The 19,355-nt window shown below is 71.4% G+C and carries 17 protein-coding genes; 8 read left to right on the plus strand and 9 right to left on the minus strand.

The window, feature by feature from the left end:
- Nucleotides 1-312 precede the first annotated feature (312 nt).
- Entirely contained in the window at nucleotides 313-1,584 is a 1,272-nt protein-coding gene (locus ACGFMP_RS34480; protein ID WP_393677634.1) for an alpha-L-fucosidase, read from the plus strand.
- Between the two features lie 84 nt (nucleotides 1,585-1,668).
- Here ACGFMP_RS34480 and ACGFMP_RS34485 read toward each other — a convergent pair whose 3' ends face one another.
- Together ACGFMP_RS34485 and ACGFMP_RS34490 are read right to left on the minus strand one after the other, a co-directional pair.
- Nucleotides 1,669-2,796, minus strand: a complete 1,128-nt coding sequence (locus tag ACGFMP_RS34485; RefSeq protein ID WP_393677636.1) for a ricin-type beta-trefoil lectin domain protein — start codon at nucleotides 2,794-2,796, stop codon at nucleotides 1,669-1,671.
- A 264-nt stretch (nucleotides 2,797-3,060) separates the two neighbouring features.
- Complete coding sequence (locus tag ACGFMP_RS34490; RefSeq protein ID WP_393677638.1) at nucleotides 3,061-4,008, minus strand: hypothetical protein; 948 nt, start codon at nucleotides 4,006-4,008, stop codon at nucleotides 3,061-3,063.
- Nucleotides 4,009-4,074: 66 nt separating this feature from the next.
- Here ACGFMP_RS34490 and ACGFMP_RS34495 point away from each other — a divergent pair, with 66 nt between their 5' ends.
- Both ACGFMP_RS34495 and ACGFMP_RS34500 read left to right on the plus strand, forming a co-directional pair.
- Complete coding sequence (locus ACGFMP_RS34495; protein ID WP_393677639.1) at nucleotides 4,075-4,389, plus strand: hypothetical protein; 315 nt, start codon at nucleotides 4,075-4,077, stop codon at nucleotides 4,387-4,389.
- A gap of 319 nt (nucleotides 4,390-4,708) precedes the next feature.
- Nucleotides 4,709-5,248: a hypothetical protein gene (locus ACGFMP_RS34500; RefSeq protein ID WP_393677640.1), complete on the plus strand. Its 540-nt coding sequence runs from the start codon at nucleotides 4,709-4,711 to the stop codon at nucleotides 5,246-5,248.
- Between the two features lie 113 nt (nucleotides 5,249-5,361).
- On the opposite strand, the gene ACGFMP_RS34505 is transcribed toward ACGFMP_RS34500, so the two are convergent.
- Nucleotides 5,362-5,907 (minus strand): hypothetical protein, encoded by a 546-nt coding sequence (locus ACGFMP_RS34505; RefSeq protein WP_393677642.1) that lies wholly within the window; start codon nucleotides 5,905-5,907, stop codon nucleotides 5,362-5,364.
- Nucleotides 5,908-6,032: 125 nt separating this feature from the next.
- Nucleotides 6,033-7,016, minus strand: coding sequence for an MBL fold metallo-hydrolase (locus ACGFMP_RS34510; protein ID WP_393677644.1), 984 nt, complete (start codon nucleotides 7,014-7,016; stop codon nucleotides 6,033-6,035).
- Between the two features lie 323 nt (nucleotides 7,017-7,339).
- Between ACGFMP_RS34510 and ACGFMP_RS34515 the strand changes: the two genes are divergently transcribed.
- Nucleotides 7,340-7,882, plus strand: coding sequence for a hypothetical protein (locus ACGFMP_RS34515; RefSeq protein WP_393677646.1), 543 nt, complete (start codon nucleotides 7,340-7,342; stop codon nucleotides 7,880-7,882).
- Nucleotides 7,883-7,944: 62 nt separating this feature from the next.
- Here ACGFMP_RS34515 and ACGFMP_RS34520 read toward each other — a convergent pair whose 3' ends face one another.
- A complete protein-coding gene (locus ACGFMP_RS34520; protein WP_393677648.1) occupies nucleotides 7,945-8,472 on the minus strand; it encodes a GNAT family N-acetyltransferase in 528 nt (175 codons plus the stop codon).
- Nucleotides 8,473-8,793: 321 nt separating this feature from the next.
- Between ACGFMP_RS34520 and ACGFMP_RS34525 the strand changes: the two genes are divergently transcribed.
- Nucleotides 8,794-10,158, plus strand: coding sequence for a ricin-type beta-trefoil lectin domain protein (locus ACGFMP_RS34525; RefSeq protein WP_393677650.1), 1,365 nt, complete (start codon nucleotides 8,794-8,796; stop codon nucleotides 10,156-10,158).
- An 84-nt stretch (nucleotides 10,159-10,242) separates the two neighbouring features.
- Here the strand turns inward: ACGFMP_RS34525 and ACGFMP_RS34530 are convergent, their stop codons facing one another.
- Nucleotides 10,243-10,518 (minus strand): RICIN domain-containing protein, encoded by a 276-nt coding sequence (locus ACGFMP_RS34530; protein WP_393677652.1) that lies wholly within the window; start codon nucleotides 10,516-10,518, stop codon nucleotides 10,243-10,245.
- A gap of 14 nt (nucleotides 10,519-10,532) precedes the next feature.
- Here ACGFMP_RS34530 and ACGFMP_RS34535 point away from each other — a divergent pair, with 14 nt between their 5' ends.
- Together ACGFMP_RS34535 and ACGFMP_RS34540 are read left to right on the plus strand one after the other, a co-directional pair.
- Entirely contained in the window at nucleotides 10,533-11,927 is a 1,395-nt protein-coding gene (locus ACGFMP_RS34535; protein ID WP_393677653.1) for a hypothetical protein, read from the plus strand.
- Nucleotides 11,928-12,087: 160 nt separating this feature from the next.
- Entirely contained in the window at nucleotides 12,088-12,897 is an 810-nt protein-coding gene (locus ACGFMP_RS34540) for an alpha/beta fold hydrolase (RefSeq protein WP_393677655.1), read from the plus strand.
- A 108-nt stretch (nucleotides 12,898-13,005) separates the two neighbouring features.
- On the opposite strand, the gene ACGFMP_RS34545 is transcribed toward ACGFMP_RS34540, so the two are convergent.
- Together ACGFMP_RS34545 and ACGFMP_RS34550 are read right to left on the minus strand one after the other, a co-directional pair.
- Nucleotides 13,006-13,914: an RNA polymerase sigma-70 factor gene (locus ACGFMP_RS34545; RefSeq protein WP_393677657.1), complete on the minus strand. Its 909-nt coding sequence runs from the start codon at nucleotides 13,912-13,914 to the stop codon at nucleotides 13,006-13,008.
- A gap of 78 nt (nucleotides 13,915-13,992) precedes the next feature.
- Complete coding sequence (locus tag ACGFMP_RS34550) at nucleotides 13,993-14,760, minus strand: SDR family NAD(P)-dependent oxidoreductase (protein WP_393677659.1); 768 nt, start codon at nucleotides 14,758-14,760, stop codon at nucleotides 13,993-13,995.
- 252 nt (nucleotides 14,761-15,012) lie between these two features.
- Between ACGFMP_RS34550 and ACGFMP_RS34555 the strand changes: the two genes are divergently transcribed.
- Entirely contained in the window at nucleotides 15,013-18,282 is a 3,270-nt protein-coding gene (locus ACGFMP_RS34555) for a hypothetical protein (protein WP_393677660.1), read from the plus strand.
- Nucleotides 18,283-18,380: 98 nt separating this feature from the next.
- Here ACGFMP_RS34555 and ACGFMP_RS34560 read toward each other — a convergent pair whose 3' ends face one another.
- Complete coding sequence (locus ACGFMP_RS34560; protein WP_393677661.1) at nucleotides 18,381-19,355, minus strand: LysR family transcriptional regulator; 975 nt, start codon at nucleotides 19,353-19,355, stop codon at nucleotides 18,381-18,383.

Consider the following 19,355-nt stretch of genomic DNA (forward strand, 5'->3'; position numbering starts at 1 on the left):
TGCCTGCTCCCTGAGCCGGCCAGGACGTCTGGACCAGGTGCGGGCACCGAGCCGGTCCGGCGGTCAGGACCGCGTCGAGCGGGTCCCGTCCGCTGGCGATGACCAGCAGCGGGGCGGGAGCGCTACGTACCGCCGACCCTCCGAGAGCCGTGCCGGCCGAGGCGCCGGGGTCCGAGGCCTCCGGCGGACGCCGGACCCCCTCCCCGTACGCTTCGTCCATTCCACCGGCACCGGGACGCCGGCCGGTCGCGCCCCGGCCCGGCTTCCGGCCCGCACGCCAGTCCACCGGCCCGACCAGGAGAGCAGCCGTCCATGCCCATGCAGCCGTGGTTCGCCGACGCCAAGCTCGGCATCTTCATCCACTACGGGATCTACGCCGTCGACGGCGTCCCCGAATCCTGGGCCCTCTACAACGGACAGCTCAGCCGGGAGGAATACCTCGCCCAGCTCGACGGCTTCACCGCCGCCGCCTACGAACCCCGCGACTGGGCGGCGCTCTTCGCCCGCGCGGGGGCCCGCTACGCCGTCCTCACCGCCCGCCACCACGACGGCGTCGCCCTCTGGGACACCGCACAGGGCACCCTCAACGTCGCCGAGCACACCCCCGCCGGTCGCGACCTGGTCGCCCCCTTCGCCGACGCCCTGCGCGCGCAGGGGCTCAAGGTCGGTCTGTACTACTCCCACTCCGACTGGAGCCACCCCGACTACCCCACGGTCATCCACCCCGACCCGCCCCACCACACCGACCCCACCCACCCCCTGGTCACCCCCGCCGACGGGCAGGAGGACCCCGCCGCCTGGCAGCGCTACCTCACCTACCGCAACGCCCAGGTCGGCGAGCTGATGCAGCGCTACCGCCCCGACCTGCTCTGGTTCGACGGCGAATGGGAACGCAGCGAGGACCAGTGGGCCGTCGGCCCGCTCGCCGACCTGATACTCGCGCACAACCCCGACACGGTGCTCAACGCGCGCATGCTCTCCCACGGCGACTACGCCACCCCCGAACAGGGCCTGCCCGTCGACGCGCCCGACGGGCCCTGGGAGCTGTGCCTGACCGTCAACGACTCCTGGGGCTACCAGCACGCCGACCACAACCACAAAAGCGTGCGCCAACTGGTCCGCTGGTTCACCGAGACCATCGCCATGGGCGGCAACCTCCTGCTGGACGTCGGCCCGCGGCAGGACGGCACCATACCCGGCGAGCAGATCGAGCGCCTCGAAGGCCTCGGCTCCTGGAAGGCCCGGCACGACGCCGCAGTGCACGGCACCGTCGCCGGCATGCCACCGGGACACCACCACGGCCCCAGCACCCTGTCCGCCGACCGCCGCACCCTCTACCTGATCTGCTACGACGCCCCGCGCGGCCCCCTCGCCGTCCGCGGCCTGCGCAGCACCGTCAAGCGGGTCACCGTGCTGGGCACCGGCACCGAACTCGCCCACCACGTCACCGGTGGCCTGCACGAGGTTCCAGGACTCACCTGGATCGACGCCCCGGCCGCCGCGGACCTCGACGAGCACGCGACCGTCCTCGCCGTCGAACTCGACGGTGAGCTCGACCTCTACCGGGGCCGCGGGCGCACCTGACGCAGCCGGCCCGGCCGCCGGGCACCGCCGGGAAGCCGTGCCGGCGCCGGGGTGCCCGGCGCGACGGGCGCCGGTGCGGGCCGGTCACGCGCCCGGAGCGGACCACTTCTGGTTGGTGCCGCCGTTGCAGTCCCACAGCACGAGTTGGGTGCCGTCGGTGGTGGAGGCGCCGGGGTCGTCGAGGCAGCGGCCGGAGGCGGGGTTGCGGTAGCCGCCGTTGTACGCCTGCCACTGCTGGTTGGCGCCGCCGTTGCAGTCCCAGATCTCGACCTTGCTGCCGTTCGCCGTCCCGGCCCCGGTCACGTCCAGGCACTTGCCGAGGGCGCGCAGCGTGCCGTCGGCGGACGCGCTCCAGGACTGGGCGCCGGTGCCGTTGCAGCCCCAGATCTGCACCGCGGTGCCGCTCGCGCTGCTGCCGGTGTTGACGTCGAGGCACTTGCCTGCGACGCCCGAGCGCACCGCTCCGGCGCTGACGGCGACCGGCGGCTTGATCCAGCCGGCCGCGTCGGCGGCCTGGACACCCGCGTTGAAGGCGTCGGCCATCTTGCTGAACCCGTTGTCGTTGGGGTGCAGGGCGTCCGAGAGGTCCGCGGTGGTCAGCGCGCTCATGTCGACCAGGCGGACGTGCTTGCCCGCTGCCTGCTTGGCCTGGACGATGCCGGGGAGCTTGGCGTTGAACGCAGGACGCAGGGGTTCCTCGTTGCCGCTGTTGGAGACGATCAGGGTGCCGACCAGGACCGTGGCGTCGGGGGCGTCGTTGGTGATCCGGTCGATCAGGGCGCTGAGCCGGTCGGTGGCGGTGCCCACCTCGTAGAGGCCGTTCAGATCGTTGGTGCCGATCTCCAGGGTGACCACGTTGGGCCGGTACTGGGCCATGACGGAGTCGGTGATGGAATCGATCTGGTCGATCCGCCAGCCGGAGTGGCCCTCGTTGTCCGGGTCGGACATGGGGCCGTTGCGGCCGGAGCCGACGAAGTCCTGGGCGTGCCCTTCTGCTGCCAACTCGTTCCACAGGAAGCCCCGGTAGCTGTTTCCCGACGGGCTGCCGACGCCCCAGGTGATCGAGTCGCCCAGCGGCATCAGCCGTAAGCTCGCGGGCGCGGCGGCCGCGGGCGCCGGTGCGGAGGCTCCGGCGGCCGCCACCGGCAGTGCCGTTCCCATACCGACGGCGGCGGCCATCGCCACGACAAGTCCTGCTTTGCGGTACCTCATGAAGTCTCCTCTGCTGTGCGGGGGGATCGGTGCAGAAGACGCTGGTGCACGGTGATTCCTGCGCCTGCGATCCGAGAGGCGGCGAGCGGGCCGGCGGACACCGTTCACCGGTCGTGTCGCCCGAGTCGGAGCAGTCCGACGGAACGTCGGGAGAACTGGGGCACAGTGTGCGGTCATGTTTGATTCGTGGTCAAGAGCTCGCACAAAAAAACACATTCCCGCAAGTTCGACGCTCCCGCTGACCTCGGCCGGCACTCCCGTCGCCTACGGCCCCCCCTGCGCCGGCGACCGGCCCCACCCTTCCCGTCCATGAAGAGGGGGGCAGGTGGTCCCGGCGGCGGGCAGCCGCCAGTCGAACGGGTGGAGATCCGTCTCCCAGCCAGGCATCGAGGCCAGCGCCGCCGCGTTCGAGGGGGTACGGAGCAGGCAGCGGTGGCGAAGGAGCAGGCGCCGCTCCTCGGGGGTCAGCAGCGCGCCGGGAGCATCGGCCCCGGCCGCCGCGTCGATGTCCTCGCCGCCGCCGGCGTTGACGCACTCGCCGGCCTCGGTGCGGTGGTCCAGGCGGAAGTCCGTGCGCCACTGGGAGTTGTGCCCCCAGCCGTGTGACAGGTCGACCGTCGGCCGGTTGCGGCGCAGGAAGGCCCAGTAGAGGGGGGAGCGGTCGGCCACCCCGCGCTCCGCGTGCCGGGCACCGGCCAGGACCTTCACGCCCGCCCGGCTGAAGAGCAGCGGGCCCAGCCACAGCCCCGGCCAGACGACGTCGATGACACGTATCGGCTCGTCCGGGTCCGCGGCCTGCTCGACCTCCACGATCTCGTGCAGAAACGGATCGAACGTGCCCCTGTCCTCGAAAGGCACAAGGCCCAGGCGGGTGGAGAACCGCAGGTAGTCACGCATCGCCACGGTCGGCCAAGGGAACGGGTGAAGTGCCTCGGCCGCTGCCTCGACGGGCGCCTGGAAGGACAGCAGCAGCACGTCGTTGACACGGCTCAGGGCGTAAATTTCCCAGCTCAGGTCCGCGCGCGCCGGGGCGGCCCCGTCGAAGGCCGCACGGCACAGCCGTTCCGCGGCTTCGGCCAGCCGGGTCCGATAGCCGGATCCGGCCCTGTCGAGCCAGGCGGCCACAACGGCGCCGTAGGCATCAGGGCCCTGGTGGTCGCGCAAGGCCTCGAAGAGCTCGCGGGCATCCACCGGTTGCTGTTCTCGGCCCATACGGGCAGCGTATCGGTGTCCGCGCCCAGGTCGTGGACCGTCATCTCCGATGAAAGAGGACTTCTGATGGCCGAACTGCCCCCCGGTGTCGAGCGGATCAGGAAGATCGAAGCCGGCCGTCCGCGCGTGGACTGGCCCTTCGTCGAGCACGTCGTGCAGTTCACCTACGGAACGGGCGAGGAGGAGGTCGTCCTCGCGAACATCGGGGCGAACGGACCGCTGCCGATACCGGCCGCAGGCCAGGTCGTCCGGCTCCACGACGCCTACGTGCGGGTGGTGTTCGTGGGCGTCTCCTACGGGGCGACCGCGGACGGGGCGCCCATCGTCCACGCGCTGGCCCGGGTCGAGTCGGCGGAGGCGCCCGCGGGCAGTGTGCCGTGAGCCGGGTTCCGACGGCTCGCCGGCGTGATCGTACGCATATATGCGTATGGTCACCGCGCTCACGGAGGCGCAGGCTTGCCCCACCCCCGAGCGCCCCGTCGACCCCCGCGGCGGGGCGCACCCCTGTCGCCTGCCGGATGAAGCGTCACACAGGCCGCATGCGGGTGAACGCCGGGTGTCGTACAGGGGAAGATTCCATGACCCGTGTCGGGGATCCCGAAGCGGCCCGGCCTTTTTGGTAATTCTGGACCCAAATGATCCCCTTGCTCTTTCGGGACGACACTGGTGCAACGTGGACCCTGTCGATATCTTCTGTCGCATGAAATCAGCCGAGTATTTCAGGCGCTTCGGTGCTGTCGTCACGGCCTTTGCGGCAGCCGTGGCCCTGGGAGTTCTGGTACCCGCGTCCGCGGAGGCCGCAGCTCAGATCCCCACGTACTGGACTTTCTCGAACTCCATGGTGGGCAATGGCAATACCTGCCTGACAGGGGGCAACATCCAGTCGAACGGTACGGCCCACGCGTTCATGGCGACCTGCAACGGGAGTTTTTTCCAGCAGTGGGACTGGCGAGGCTCGGATGACAGCACGTATCCCGCGCTCGAACTCCAGAACAAGGCCACGGGTCTGTGCCTTGCGACCGATCACAAGAGCTATGACGGGAATGCCGTCTGGGTGAGCAGGTGCGATTGGAGCGACGGCAGGCGGTTCATGTGGATGAGCGCAGGAGGAGGCTACCACTACCTCCTGGCCAACTTGAACCTCCCCAATGTCTTTCTGACTCCGCGGGAATCCGGTGCCGTGTACGCCAACAACACGAGCGACGCGTACATGGACTCGTGGGTCGGCAGCCACTCGTGAGCCCGAGCGCGGTCGTCCCGTAGACCGCCCTGCGCGTGCCGCCCGGGCGCGGCATAGGACCGGCCACCAGGTCAGAAGCACTCTGGTGGCCGGTCACCGGTGTTCAGGACGTTCTAGAAGGTGCCGTTCCACGCGAAGTCCGGCAGTCCGTTGTACACGGCGCCCGAGGCCGCGGGCCGCAGTTCAGAATAGTCCCCGTAAGGGGGATGGGTGAAATCCGACATGAGCTCTCCGCCGGAGTTGGGCATGTCGTCGTTGAAGACGTACCGGAAGCGCATGCCCGGCCGCCATTCGCAAGTGCTGGCCCAGACGGCGTTGTAGTCGTCGCTCTTGTAGTCCGTGGCCAGGCACAGTCCCGTCGCCTTGTTCTGCAATTCAAGGAAGCTGGGGTTCGTGGGGTCCTCGCCGCGCCAGTCCCACTTCTGGTAGTAGCTTCCCGTGCAGGTCGCCATGAAGACCGACGATGTGCCCTGGGAGTTTTTCTTGCCTCCGGTCAGGCACTGGTTCGGGTAATACGTGTTGTTGCTGAAGCTCCAGTACACCGGGTCGGGAGCAGCGGCGTGTGCCGCAGTGGCAGGTGCCAGAAATCCCAGTCCTGAGGCCGCGGCAAAGAGGAGGGCCGCAGTGCTCGTGCGCTTCTTGCGGAGAGTTCTATTCACGCGCCAAACGTAGCCGGAAGTTATGCGGCACGCCAGCCCCGCTGGGAAATACGATTCGGGCTTGTGCGCCCGGTTCGCCGGCGGGCGGTGGGGCGGCCGGATTATTTCACCGGCCGCCGGATGAATCAGCGGAAACGGTACGGGGTCACGTACTCGGGCACCACGATGCGGGAGCGGGGCGAAGCGGACCGCACCTGCCGGACGAAGCCGTCCCAGTCCACCGCCGGATCCCGCTGCGGTGCCTGGGCCAACGAGGTCTCGAAGTTGTCCCAGTGCACCGGTACGACGGTGGGGGGACCGCCCAGAGCCGTCAGCAGCCGCGACACGTAGTTTCGGGTCGAGCTGCTGGTCGGCGTCGCGATCATCGCCACGTCGGGTGCCAGCCCGGCCGCGTCGCGCTCGCTGAAGTCACTGGCCCCCATGAGGAAGGCCGACGGGCCGCCGTCGAAGGTCACATGGAAGGCCAGGGTGTCGCCCTCCGGGAGATCCGCGATCGTCTCGGGCCTCGGCCGGTCCGCGGGCCCGTTGAGGGTGCCGGGGGCGAAGTAGCCGCGGCTCGCGTTCCTGCTGTGGCGGCTGGAGACGACCTCCACCGCGTACCCGCCGAAGTCGAGGATCTCGCCGCCCTTGACGACGATGATCCGGGTGGTGTCCACACCGAACGCCTTGAGCAGGTGATACGTCGTCTCCGTGCCGACGATCTGCGCGGACGTGGCGGTGGCGATGAAGGGCACGTCGTTGAGGTGGTCCCAGTGGCTGTGGCTGACCAGGACCACTTCCGGCCGGCCCATGTGCGCGGAGACCAGCTCCTCGTTCGTGGTCAGCTTCGTCTTCGGGTCGAACTTCCCGGTGAACAGCCCGGTCGGGAACCGGGTGAGGTACGGGTCGAACAACACCGTTCGGCCGTCGACGTCCATGCGCCAGCCACTGGTGCCGAACCACTGGAAGACCACCTCGGCCGCGGCGCCCTCCCGGGGCCCTCCTGCCGCCCGTGCGGGGGCCGCGGCGGCGGCCGCACCCGTGGTGGCCAAAGCGGGCGCGGCCGCTCCGGCCGCAGCGCCCTGGAGCAGCAGCCGACGGTTGAAACCGGGTCCCCTGGTTCTGTTCATGCGATCAGCACAGCAGCGGCCAACACCCGTTGTCCAAGACCGATCGCTGTCTACTGCGATATCCCGATGGATATCAGTGCAGTTCAGGCGGTCGATCCATGGCGCAGTCCTGACACGGCGATGTGCGCTGCCAGGGCGGATGCCACATCCCCTGGTGCCCCTGTGTGAGGATCGGGCGGGTGGTCAGGGACCGGCAGGAAAATGCTGGTACTTTGCGAGCCCTTGGTCCGCAGGGAGCCTTCTCCGGAACGACCCGCGGGCGGAAACGGCCATACGGGCCATACAAGCCATACGAGCCATACTGCTGAAGAAGGATGCCGTCGATGCGGGGAACGACCGGAATACGCAAGATCTCGCGGACCGCGGCCACCGCCGCCGCGCTCACCTCAGTGCTGTTCGGTGCGACGGTCGCCCTGCCGATCGCGCCCGCCGCGTCCGCGGCGACCACGTACTGGTCGTTCGACAACGCCAAACGCGGTTGCCTCGAGTCCACCGCCTCCGGCTCGGTCTTCGAAGGTGCCTGCGACAGCGGCAACCTGCAGCAGGACTGGTACTGGACGGGTTCCATGAACTCGCAGGGCCGCCGCATGCTGGCGAGCCGGGTGAGCGGCAGGTGCCTGGCGACCGACGTCAAGTCCGGCCTGGATCAGGCCAACGCCGTCTGGACGAGCTTCACCTGCGACGGAAACGCCAAGGGGCAGCGCTGGCGCTTCGACTACAACGGCATCGAGACATACGGCCAGTTCGACAGCGGTTACGGTACGGCCCTGCGAACCTCTCCCGGATTGCCGGAATCCGTCTACGGCGACCAGTTCATGACGGTTGCCTTGGATTACTACTACTGGTCGACGTCCCTCTCTGGCTGACTTGTGACGGCCTGGGCGACTGTGCCGTGGACGGCTCCTGCATCGGGCCCTCCGAAGGTCGGTCAGTCGCCCAGGATCCGCTCCCAGAGCAGCCCGTCCCGCCAGCTCCCGTCGAGGAAGATCGAGGAGTGCGCGACGCCGTACGGGCTGAACGCGTTGCGGCGCAGCACCCGTTGCGACGGCAGATTCTCCAGATTCGTCGACGCCTCGGCGCGGTGCAGGCCGAGTTCGTCGGTCATCACCCGGAGTGCGAGCCCGACCGCGCGCCCGGCGTGCCCCTGATTCTGGGCGACGGAGCCGATCCAGTAGCCGACGGAGCCGCGGCGCAGGTGCGGCTGCGGCAGGATGCCTCCGACGGTGACCTGCCCGATCACCTCGTCGTCGGCGAGGACCACGCCCGGCCAGACCGTGCCGGCCCGGTGTGCGGCCAGCAGGCCGTCAATCCGCTTGGCCTGGCCCTCCGGGGTGAGGAGGTCCGGCGGTTGTGCGGGTTCCCACGGCCGGACCTCCTCGACGTCGCGTGCTCGATGTGCGGCGATCGCAGCGGCGTCGGCGGGTTCGATCAGGCGGATTTTGGTGCGGCTGTGCATGGACCGATCCTCGTGCGTGGTGCGCCGGATGGAGCTGCCAGCCTATGCGTCCCGCGAGAAACGCCACCGCGCGGCCGGGGCAGCTGTCTTGACGCCCCCGGGTCGTCCGCTCCACACTCGCTCAGCAGCCGCCCCACCCTCATCATGGCAACGCAAACATTCACTCTCCCTGTGCACCTGTCGTAGCCGGGCGGCGGACACCGAGTCCGCGCCCGGCCTCATCGTGAACGAAGGGAACGCACCGTGAAACGACCGTCAAGGGCACCAAGAGAACCCGGCAGCGGGACCACCGGAAGGCACAGGGCATTCAGTCCGGGACGGATGATCGCCGTCCTCGCGGCAATCCTCGGCTTCCTCGCAGTGACCCAGCCGGCCCAGGCCGCGACGGTGACCCAGTACCCAGGCGCCGTCTGGCAGGACACCTCGGGCAACACCATCCAGGCGCACGGCGGCGGCCTCATCAAGGACGGCGGCACCTACTACTGGCTCGGCGAGGACAAGACCAGCGGGTCGCCCTTCCAGAACATCAGGTGCTACTCCTCGACCGACCTGAAGAACTGGACGTTCGTCCGCAACGTCCTGACCCGCCAGTCCAGCGGCGACCTCGGACCCAACCGGGTCGTCGAACGCCCGCACGTCATCTACAACAGCTCCACCCAGACGTACGTGATGTACATGCACATCGACAACAGCAACTACTCCGAGCGCAAGGCCGGCGTCGCCACCAGCAGCAGCGTGTGCGGTGCCTACACCTACCGCGGCAGCTCGAAACCGCTCGGCCACGACAGCCTCGACGACAACCTCTTCCTCGACGGCGGCACCGCCTACTTCATGAGCGAGGACCGCACCAACGCCAAACTCCAGATCTACCGGCTCTCCTCGGACTTCCTCAGCGTCTCCGCCCTGGTCATGACGCTGCCGCAGTACGAGGCGCCGGCCATGGCGAAGATCGGCAGCACCTACTACCTCTTCGGCTCGCACCTGACCGGCTGGTCCACCAACGACAACCAGTACGCCACCGCGACCTCGATCACGGGCACCTGGTCGTCATGGCGCAGCTTCGCCCCCTCCGGCACCAACACCTGCAACTCCCAGGCCACGTCCATCCAGCCCGTCGCCGGCTCCAGCACCACCAGCTACGTCTTCATGGGCGACCGGTGGAATTCGGGCAACCTCACCGACTCGCGCTACGTCTGGGAGCCGCTCACCATCAGCGGCACCACCGCCTCGATCACCTGCCGCAGTTCGTGGACCATCGACACGCAGACGGGCACCGTCGGCAGCGCCGATGGGGGCGGCAGCGCCTCGGCCTTGCGCGGGACCGCCTCCGGCCGGTGCCTCGACGTACCGAACGGGAGCACGGCCAACGGCATCCAGCTCGACATCTGGGACTGCAACGCCGGCACCAACCAGCTCTGGACCCTCAACGCTTCGAAGGAACTGGTCGTCTACGGCAACAAGTGCCTCGACGCATCCGGTGGCGGCATGACCGCGGGAACCGCGGTGATCATCTACGACTGCCACGGCGGCACCAACCAGCAGTGGAACCTCAACACCAACGGCACCGTGACGAACGCCGCGTCAGGACTGTGCCTGGACGTCACAGGCGCCGCCACCGCCAACGGCGGCCTTGTCGAACTCTGGACCTGCAACGGCGGAAGCAACCAGCAGTGGACCCGGCAGTAGCAGGATTCACCGGCGTGGCGGCCGGTGGACGGGCGATGCGCCTGTCCACCGGCCGCTGCTTGGGAGGTGGTGCTCAGCGGCGGGTCAGGAGGGAAGGTTCCAGCGCTGCGCGTTGGTCGAGTTGCAGTCGAAGATCTGCAGCTGGGTGCCGTCTGCGGTGCTGGAGCCCGGGATGTCGAGGCAACGCCCGGACTGGGGGTTGACCAGCGCCTTCGTGCTGGAGTTGTACGTCCACGTCTGGCTGCCGGTGCCATCGCAGCCCCAGAGCTGTACCAGCGTGTTGTTGCCGGTGCCGCCGTAAGAGACGTCCACGCACTTGCCGAGCATTTGGAGCGTGCCGTCGGCGGCGACGGTGACCACTGCTGGACCGTTCGTTGGAGCAGATCGCACAGTCTGCCGCGGACGTGCGCTGGTTCGACCGGGAAGCGATTCGCGCCGCTTCGGATGTGTGGGACAACAACCTCTTCCCGTTGTTCTGGGCCGCGAGTTCGTCCGACGCCGACGAACGCGACCGGCGGGCAATGACAGCGCTGGAGTGGATGGCCGGTCTCGGCGAGGCGCGGCGCACGTGGATGGCCGAGCGGGCCGCGATCTCCGGCCACGACATCGAGTCGCTGCTGCCGCCGGCCGAACCGTACAATCCGGGCCGCGACCACCTCGGGCACGTCATGACGCCGCTGCGCGCGATCACCCGGGGGAACGTGGAGGATCTGGTCCCCGACTACGACCTGGCAACGGCGTCTGTCCGCCACCTGCGAGTGGAGCGTGCCGGTGTTCGCCTGACCGCCTTTCTGGCGTTGGCCGTCGACCGCACGTTCTCCGTCGGGGATGGCACGAGCGAGTCACCTGCCCTCCTGGATCTGTGGCTGGACGGCGTCACCGAGACCGCTTTCGACGTCACGGGGACGCGGGGAGTGACCCTGGACGCCGGATCGCGGGAGATCGGGATATCCCTGGGTACGGGCGGTCGGGTCCGCGCGGCAACCGGTCGATTCCGCCTCGACGACCGCTCATGGCACCTCTCGGCCGCCGGCCGGCGTGCCGACGCCGTCACCCCGCCCCGCACCGCGCACCCGGGCCGACTCCCGCCCCCGCCCGTCGAGGGCCTGGGCGCCGATGCCCATGCCGCGGCCTCCCTTCTGCGGGGCGTCATGTGGGAGCTTCGTTCGGTGCGCTACGCCCGCCGTTGCGACCGTGTCCCGGTGCTGCCCTTGTGCCGGGCCTTCTCCGGCGCGGGCGAGGCGATCCTGGCAGCGGGATCCCGGCGCGGCAGGCGCCGCCGCGAAGCCGCCTTCCGTGACCTGATACGCGCCTGGGCCGAGCGAGCCGACCCCGAACTCGCCCGCTGGCTCGCGGGCACCCTCGAGAAATTGGCCGGCCGCACGGACCTCATCGAGGTGCCTCGGGCCGCCGAGCGGACTCCTCCCTCCCTCGCGGACGGCACACCCGTCCTCGGCGTACCCACGGAGGCGGCTCTCACCATGGCCGCCTGGACGGCGGGGGACGCCGACCGCTGCTCGGAGCGCTCCGCCGTCGCTCAGCTTCAGTTCGCGCTGCCGCCTCGACCCGACGAGAGCCCGTCGGCGCCCTGGCGGCTGCGCACCGTCAGCTGTACCGAGCCTGACGCCTTCCACCTGCGCAGCGGGGCGTTCGAGGGCCCCGGCCCGCTCGTCCAGACGGGGCGGCCCACCGCGGCGTGCCGCCTCGACCTGCACCGAGGGGCCTTGCTGGTCGCGGCCGGCGACGGCTGGAGCGCGTCAGTGAGCTGACCGCGCGTCCTCGTCCGTCCACCGGGGCCCGGCCCGGATCCGCCGCGTTCCCTCCTCCCGAACGGGTGACATTGCACGTCCCCCGGCTTCCGGCTCGTTGATCACCGAGAGCCGCGTCCGGCATCCCGGCCGACGCCGGTGGGACGTGAGGGAGGCCGTGATGGAGAGGCTGGACGTCGGCGACGCGCGGATCGCGTACACGGACGAAGGCCAGGGAGACCCAGTGCTGCTGCTGCACGGGTCGTTCTCCGCGGACTGGTTCACCCCGGTCGGCCGCCGGCTCGCCGCGCGCCACCGCGTCCTGAAGGTGCACCGCGCCGGGTACGGCCGGAGCGAGGACCTGGCGGGCGGGGCCTCGGTGGCCGCCCACGCCCGGCACGCGGTGCGGGTGCTGGAGGCGGCCGGTGTGCGGCGCGCCCATCTGGTCGGCCATTCCTCCGGTGCCGCCGTCGCCCTCCAACTCGCCCTCCGCCGACCCGACATGGCAGGGACGCTCGTCCTGCTTGACGCCGCATTCCCCTACGCGCCCGACGAGCCGGGAAACCCGGCCATGCCGCGCGCCGTCGAGGTGGCGGCCGAGGGGGACTACGAGCGGGCTTTCGACGTGTTCCTCGGCGGCGTGAGCGGGCCGGGCTTCCGCGAGGTGTTCGTGCGCGAACTCGGCGAGGAGGGGCTGCGGCAGGCCGTCGCGGGCAGCCGGTACTTCTTCACCACCGAGGGGCCCGCCCTGCGATCGTGGGACTTCGGGCCCGAGCAGGCGGCTGCCGTCACCGCCCCTGTGCTGCTGGCCGTGGGCGGGGAGGGGGAGCGGCTGGGCACGGCCTACCGGGCGCGCGGCGCCCAACTGGCCTCATGGCTGCCGGACTCCGAGACCCGGGTGCTGCGGGGCGTCAGCCACGCCTCGCCGCTGGAGGACCCGGCGTCGGTCGCCGCGGCGGTCGAGGAGTTCGCGGCCCGCCGCCGCCGGTGACGCGAGCGCCACCCCGGCACACGTGAAGTGGGTGCGGACTTCGCCGAGTCCCACGGCCGGATGTGGCTCTCCCGGCCGAACCCGTGACCCGCCGCGTCCCTGGCGGTGTCAGTCGTTCCCGGCCTCGTCGAAGGCGGCCCAGGCGTCCGCAGTGGGGCCGACATGAGCGAGTTTTTCCGGGTTGTTCACCGTGTGGATCGTCCGGATCCGCCCGTCGAGCACGTCGAGCGCCCAGGTGCTCAGGACCCGGCCGTGCCGGTCCCTGAAGATCGCGCCCGGCTGGCCGTTCACCTGCCGCGGCTCCACGACGCCGCCCCCGCCCGCCACCAGCGGGGCGAACACCGCGAGCACCCTGACCACCTGCTCGGCGCCCACGAGGACGGGCCTGAACTGCGGGGCCTTGCCGCCGCTGTCGCCGACCATCCGCACATCGGCGGACAGCAGGTCGGTCAGGCCGCCGACGTCGCCTTCCGTGAAGGCGTCGAAGAACCGTGCGGCGAGTGCGTCGCGCTCTTTGCGGTCGGCCTCGAACCGGGGCCGACCCGCCTCCATGTGGCGGCGGGCCCGCACCGCGAGCTGGTGGCACGCCGACGGCGTCCGTCCGACGGCCGACGCGATCTCGGCGAAGCCGAAGGCGAAGACCTCACGCAGCACGAAGACCGCCCTTTCGAGCGGGGTGAGGCGCTCCAGCAGGAGCAGGGCGGCCATCGACAGCGAGTCCGCCAATTCCGCGGACCGCGCGGGATCCTGGTACGGGTCGGTCAGCAGCGGTTCAGGAAGCCACGGCCCGACGTACTCCTCCCTGCGGACCCGGGCGGAGCGCAGCACGTCGATCGAGATCCGGGTGACCACGGTCGACAGGAACGCCTTGGCCGACTCGGGCCGGGTGGCGGTGGCCTGGTAGCGCAGCCACGTCTCCTGGACCGCGTCCTCGGCCTCGCTCACACTCCCCAGGATCCGGTAGGCGATCGCGAACAGCAGCGGGCGCAGCTCCTGGAATTCCTCGGCCTTCGTCACGTCCACCCCTCCTTGTCCACGCTATCGCCACGGGTCGGCGCGGCTCCCCATGCCAGGAGCCGCGCCTTGGGAAGACCGCTACCAGGGCAGCGGACCGTCCGCGCCGAAGAAGCCGGCTGTCGGACCGTCCGCACCGAGGGTGGCCAGCCGCACCACGACCTCGGCGCCCTGCGCGACGGTGAGGAAGCCGGTGTGGTTGTTGCTGTCCGTGTCGACGTAGCCGGGAGCGGCGGCGTTGACGAGGATGCCGTCCTTGCGCAGCTCGTTGGCGTACTGCACCGTCAGCGCGGTCACCGCGCTCTTGGACGGCGAGTACGCCGCGGACGGCAGCAGCGTGGCGAAGGGGCCGTGCAGATCGCTGGTGAGAGCGAGCGACGCGGCGTGACTGCTGACGTTGACGATGCGCGGCGCCGGTGACCTGCGCAGCAGCGGCAGCATCGCGTTGGTCACCGCGATCACCCCGAAGACATTGGTCTCGAACACCCTCCGCACCATGTCCAGGTCGACGGAGCTGGGGACCTGGTCATGGGCGTCCTGCGGCGAGACCTGTCCCGACCCGGTGATGCCCGCGTTGTTGACCAGCACATCGAGCCGGCCGAAACGCTCCTCGATCCGCTCCGCCGCCGCGCGGGCTGCGGCCTGGTCGGTGACGTCCAGCGCGACGGCGTGCGCGTCGGCGCCCGCCGCACGCAGCGCCTCCGCAGCCTCCTCGCCCCGCTGCGGGTCCCTGGCACCGATCAGGACCGTCATGCCCAGATCGGCGAGTTGCCCGGCAACCCCGCGGCCGATCCCCTTGTTCGCCCCGGTGACCAGAGCGACCTTCCGGTGTGCGGCGTCCCCGCTCATGACTGGCTCCTTCCTGTGGGAGGTGGGTCCGCTTCGAACCCTGTCTTCACCATCCGAGACGAGACAGGCGGGCCGTCTCTGACACGCGACCGGAGATCGCCGCCCGCGCCGCCGCCGGGGTCGTCGCGCCGAGCGGCAGGGAGGCGCAGCCGACACGGCAGCGCCCGGCGCGACGACCCCGCACGACCGGCGCGCACCGCCGCGAGAAAACCAGGTGCCTGCCCCTCATGCGCGAGGGCACAATGACCGCCGATGCCCCAGCTGATCGCCGACCGGCTGCTCGCCGCTGTCGAACCACTGCCCCATTCGCTCCGGCTGCGCGAGGTGGCCCGCACCGCCGCCGCCCTCGCGACATCCGACCTGCTGGACCTGCTCGCCGAGTGGGACGGCCGTGGCGTGTACGAGCGCAGGCTCGCCGCACTTGCCGCGTCCGCCGGGCGGCAGGCACGCCATCTGATCGACCGGATCGACGACCAGGACCCGGTGGTGCGCCGCTACGCGCACCGGGCGATCCAGGACCTCGCCTTCCCCGACGACGTCATCGAGTCCACGATGCTCGACGCCTCGAAGGCCGTCCGCGACGAGTTGGCCCGCGCCATCCTGCGCGCCGGGCGTTCAGCGGTGGCCGAGCGGCTGGTGCCCGCCGTCCGCGACCGCTGGGGCGCCGCTGAGGCGTCCCGGCTGCTCCCGGTCTGCTCGGCCGACGTCGTCGCCGCCGAACTGCCGGAGCTGGCACACGCGATCACCCTCTCCGCCTCGCTCGGACGCCGCCACCCGGTCGCCGTGCTGGACGTGGCCGAGCGCAGGCTCGCCGACCTGCCGTACGCCGCGCGGCAGACCTTCTGGAAGGACAACGCCCGCGGCATCGCGGCAGGCGCCGTCAGCGAACCGGCCCGGGTGCTCGAGCTGCTGGAGCGCCACCCCGTGAGATCCCTCCCCGGGCCGCTGACCGACAGGCTCGCCGACCTCGCCGCGGTCTCCGCCGAGCGGACCGTCCGCTTGATACTCGCGATCGACCGGCGCCGCTACGAGCCGCCGCTGCGGGCGGACCTGGTGCGCCTGCTGGCGGCCGCCCGGCCGGACGGCCTCGCCGCGCTCGCGCGCCGTGACCACAAGGACCACCTGGCGCTGCTGCGGCAGATGCCCCCGGGCCGGCGGGCCGCCTTCCACGACGAGGTGGCGGCGATTCCCGGCCTGGACCGCTCGTGGTATTCCGTCGATGTGCTCGCCGCGCTGCCCCTGCCCGAGCGGCACGTGCGGGCGCGCGCCCGGCTCGCGGCCGACAGCCAGGACACCGGCCCGCTCATCCTGCTGCCGGTCGCCGAGGCGCGGCAGAAGCTGCTCGACGAGACCCGCGCGGCCGACTCCTGGGAACGCGGCTGGGCATGGGAATCCCTGGTCCGGCAGGCCGAACTCTCCGGGGAACCGGCCGCCCTGCCCGAGGTGCTCGAACTGCTCGCCCGGCTGCGCAACGAACAGGATCCGGTCCGTCGGGAAGCACTCGATGCGGTGGCCGAGGTGCCGCCCGGGCGCTTCGGCGAGGGCACCGCCGGATCGCTGGAGCGGCTCACCGATGACGCACTGGCGGCACGTGACTGCTCCGCGGGCACGCGCGCCGCGATCGTCCGCCTCGCCGGGGCGGTCCTCGGCGAGTTCGCGGGAGGCACGGCCCGGGAACTGCTCGGCTGGGCCGTCCGCACCGTCGAGAGGACCGGCGGCGAGGGTCTGACCCTCGACCCCAGGAGCGAAGGGGCGGCGGTGGACGAGCTGCGGGCCGCCCTGGAGCGCTCGGCGCGGTCCCGGGACGCCGCACTGCTGCTCGCGCTGGCCGAGACGCTCCGCGCTCCGGCCGTGCGGACCCCCGCCCTCGTGGAACTCCTCGAGCGCGTCCTGCACTCGGGCAGCGACAGCGCCGTCGCGCGCGCGGCCGCAGTGCTGCTGCGTGACTCCGCCACCAGCCCGGAACGCGTCGTCACGCTGCTCGCGCTGCGGCCTTCGGCCATCGGACTGGCCCCGGTGCGGGCCGTACTGACCCGGGTACGCACCGATCTGCTCGGCCCTCTGCTCGCCACCCCACTGACCGCCGCCGACCTCGCCGCCGCCGACCGCTGGCTTCCCGCGCAGCAGCAGGCGGCCGCCGAACAACTGGCCCGTACGGTCGGCGATTCGGCGCGGTCCCTGGACGAGCGGGCTGCCGCGCTACGGTCCGCGGCCCGCATCCCCGGCTTCGGCGAGGCCCTGCTGCGCCGCCACACGGACTGCGCGGAAGTCGTCCTCGCCGAGGCCGCGCTGGGCGCGCTGCCCTGGACCGAGCGTCCTGCGGCAGCACTGCCCGAGCTGCTCTCGCACGCCGCCGACGACAGGGCCCGGGTCGCCCTGTATGCGGCCGGCCGCGCGGCCCGGTTCGCGAGGAGCGACGAACTCCGCGCGGAGCTGCGGCGGATCGCGGTCGGTCCTGGGACGAAGGTGACCAGCCGCAAGCAGGCCGTCCGGCTCGCCGCCGAGCACCTGGCCCTCGCCGACGCCACCGACCTGCTGCGTGCGGCGTACGCCGTCCCGGGACAGCACGAGGACGTTCGCGCCGTAGTACTGGCGGCCATCAGCCGGCGGATCGCCGACCTGCCGATGTGGGACGTGCTCACCGACGCGGCCGGCGGACCGCCCAGGCTGCGGACGGTGTTCATGGAGCACCTGCGCGCGCACGAGGTACCCGTGCAGCAGCGTCCCGCGCTCGCCGGTCTGATGTTCCGAGTGGCACTCGGCGACGACTCCCTCATGGCGATGGTCGCGCGAGGGCAGCTCGTCGAGTGGGGCCGCTACGCGCCCGAAGCGGTGCGGGCACTCGCCCGCGTGGTGACCGATCTGGCCGAGCGGGAGCGCTGGAAGGAGGCGGCCAGGCTGCTGGCCGGGATGGCGCTGTCGGACGCCCCGCACCCGGTCGGCGGCTGTGCGCCGGGCAGCGTCCTGGCGGACGCCCTGACCGCGCTCATCGGGACCCTGCGAGCGGGGGAGCCGGCACTTCCCGGCCGCGACCAGCCGGCCCGGCAGCGGATCGCCGAGCTCACCGGCTCGTACTACTGGAGCCCGGACGCCCCGCCGGGAGCCCTGCTTTCCACGAGCCGCGAGGTCGCCTCGCTGCTGCTGACGGAACCCGTGCTGCTCCCCGAGGCCACCCGCCGACTGGTCACCGTGCTCGAGATGGACGCACCCGACCTCGGCGATCGCATGGCCGAGCTGGCCGATCTCGTCGCGGATCGTCCCGCGCTCGCGGTGACCACCGCGGAATCGCTGCGCAGGTACTGCGAAGGACGGCGGAAGGACCCCGAGCACATCCTTGCGGCCGCCCGACGGCTGGCCGCAGGCGACGCCCTCGCACCGGGCCTGTTCGCCGTCGCACTGACCGCGGCGGCTGCCAGGCTCGGCTGGCCCGCCGCCTGGCGCGAGGTTCTCCACGGCCTGCGCCGCCATCCGCAGCCGGACGTCCGTGAGGCCGCGCTTGCGGTCTTCACCGACCCGGAGTGAGCGCGCCCGACCAGGACCGGGCGTCCCGGGGCTGCCATCGCTGCGCTGCACGACGCGGGTTCGGACTCCACCGCGATGTGGCGACGCCTCGGCAGGCCCTAAGGACGGCTGCCGTCGAAGACCACCGACCAGGGCCGCGGCTCGCCGGCTGCTTCGAGCGCGGGCCGGCGGTGCGGGGCGCCGCCGCCACTGGTGATGGCGCGCGCTGCGGTGCGGGCGAAGGCTTGCGCGGCCGGGTGTTCCGACCCGCGGGGCCAGACGGCGGACATCCGCAGGACCAGCGGGCGGCCGGCCAGCGGCCGCCAGGCGGTCCGCGGCTCCTTGGCCGCGGTGCGCCCGTCGTCGAAGGCCACCCCGTGGCCCGACGCGACCAGGCCGAGGAGGAACTCGGCGGTGCCAGCGTGCCGGATGGCTGCGGGAGTGTATCCGGCGGTGCGGCATGTCCTGAGGATCTCGTCGTACCAGCCGGGGGCCGCCGGGCGGGGGAACATGACCAGGTCGTGGCCCGACAGCTCCGCCAGGTCGACTTCCGGGCCCAGCGCGGGCGCCGAAGCCCGGTGCAGCACGACACCCAGCTCGATCTCGGCCGCCGGACCCTCGGTGAGGCCGTCCGCGTCGTTCAGCGGGTGGTGCAGCAGTCCGACGTCCAGGTCGCCCGAGCGGAGCAGCCCTGGCTGTTCGGCCCCTTCCTTCTCCTGGAAATCGAGGCGCATGCCGGGCAGTTCGCCTGCGCACGCGGTGAAGAGGGCGTGCAGCGCGGCGGCGGACGTCTGCGGGGGAACACCCACCCGCAGGGTGCCCGCCCTGCCCGCGCCGGCGCCGGCCATGGCCGTCCGCAGCCGCGTCTCGTCCGCGAGGAGCCTTCTGGCCTCGTCGAGCAGCAGCGTGCCCGCGGGTGTCAGCCGCACCTGGCGCTGTGAGCGGTCGAAGAGCTCCGCACCCAGGTCCTTCTCCAGCCGGCGGATGGATTGACTCAGCGGGGGCTGGGCCATGCCGATGACGTCGGCGGCGCGGCTGAAGTGCAGTTCCTCGGCGACGACGATGAACAGGCGCAGGTGGCGGAGGAGGTCCAC

This window comes from Streptomyces sp. NPDC049040, from assembly GCF_043197715.1.
Classification (GTDB): Bacteria; Actinomycetota; Actinomycetes; order Streptomycetales; family Streptomycetaceae; genus Actinacidiphila.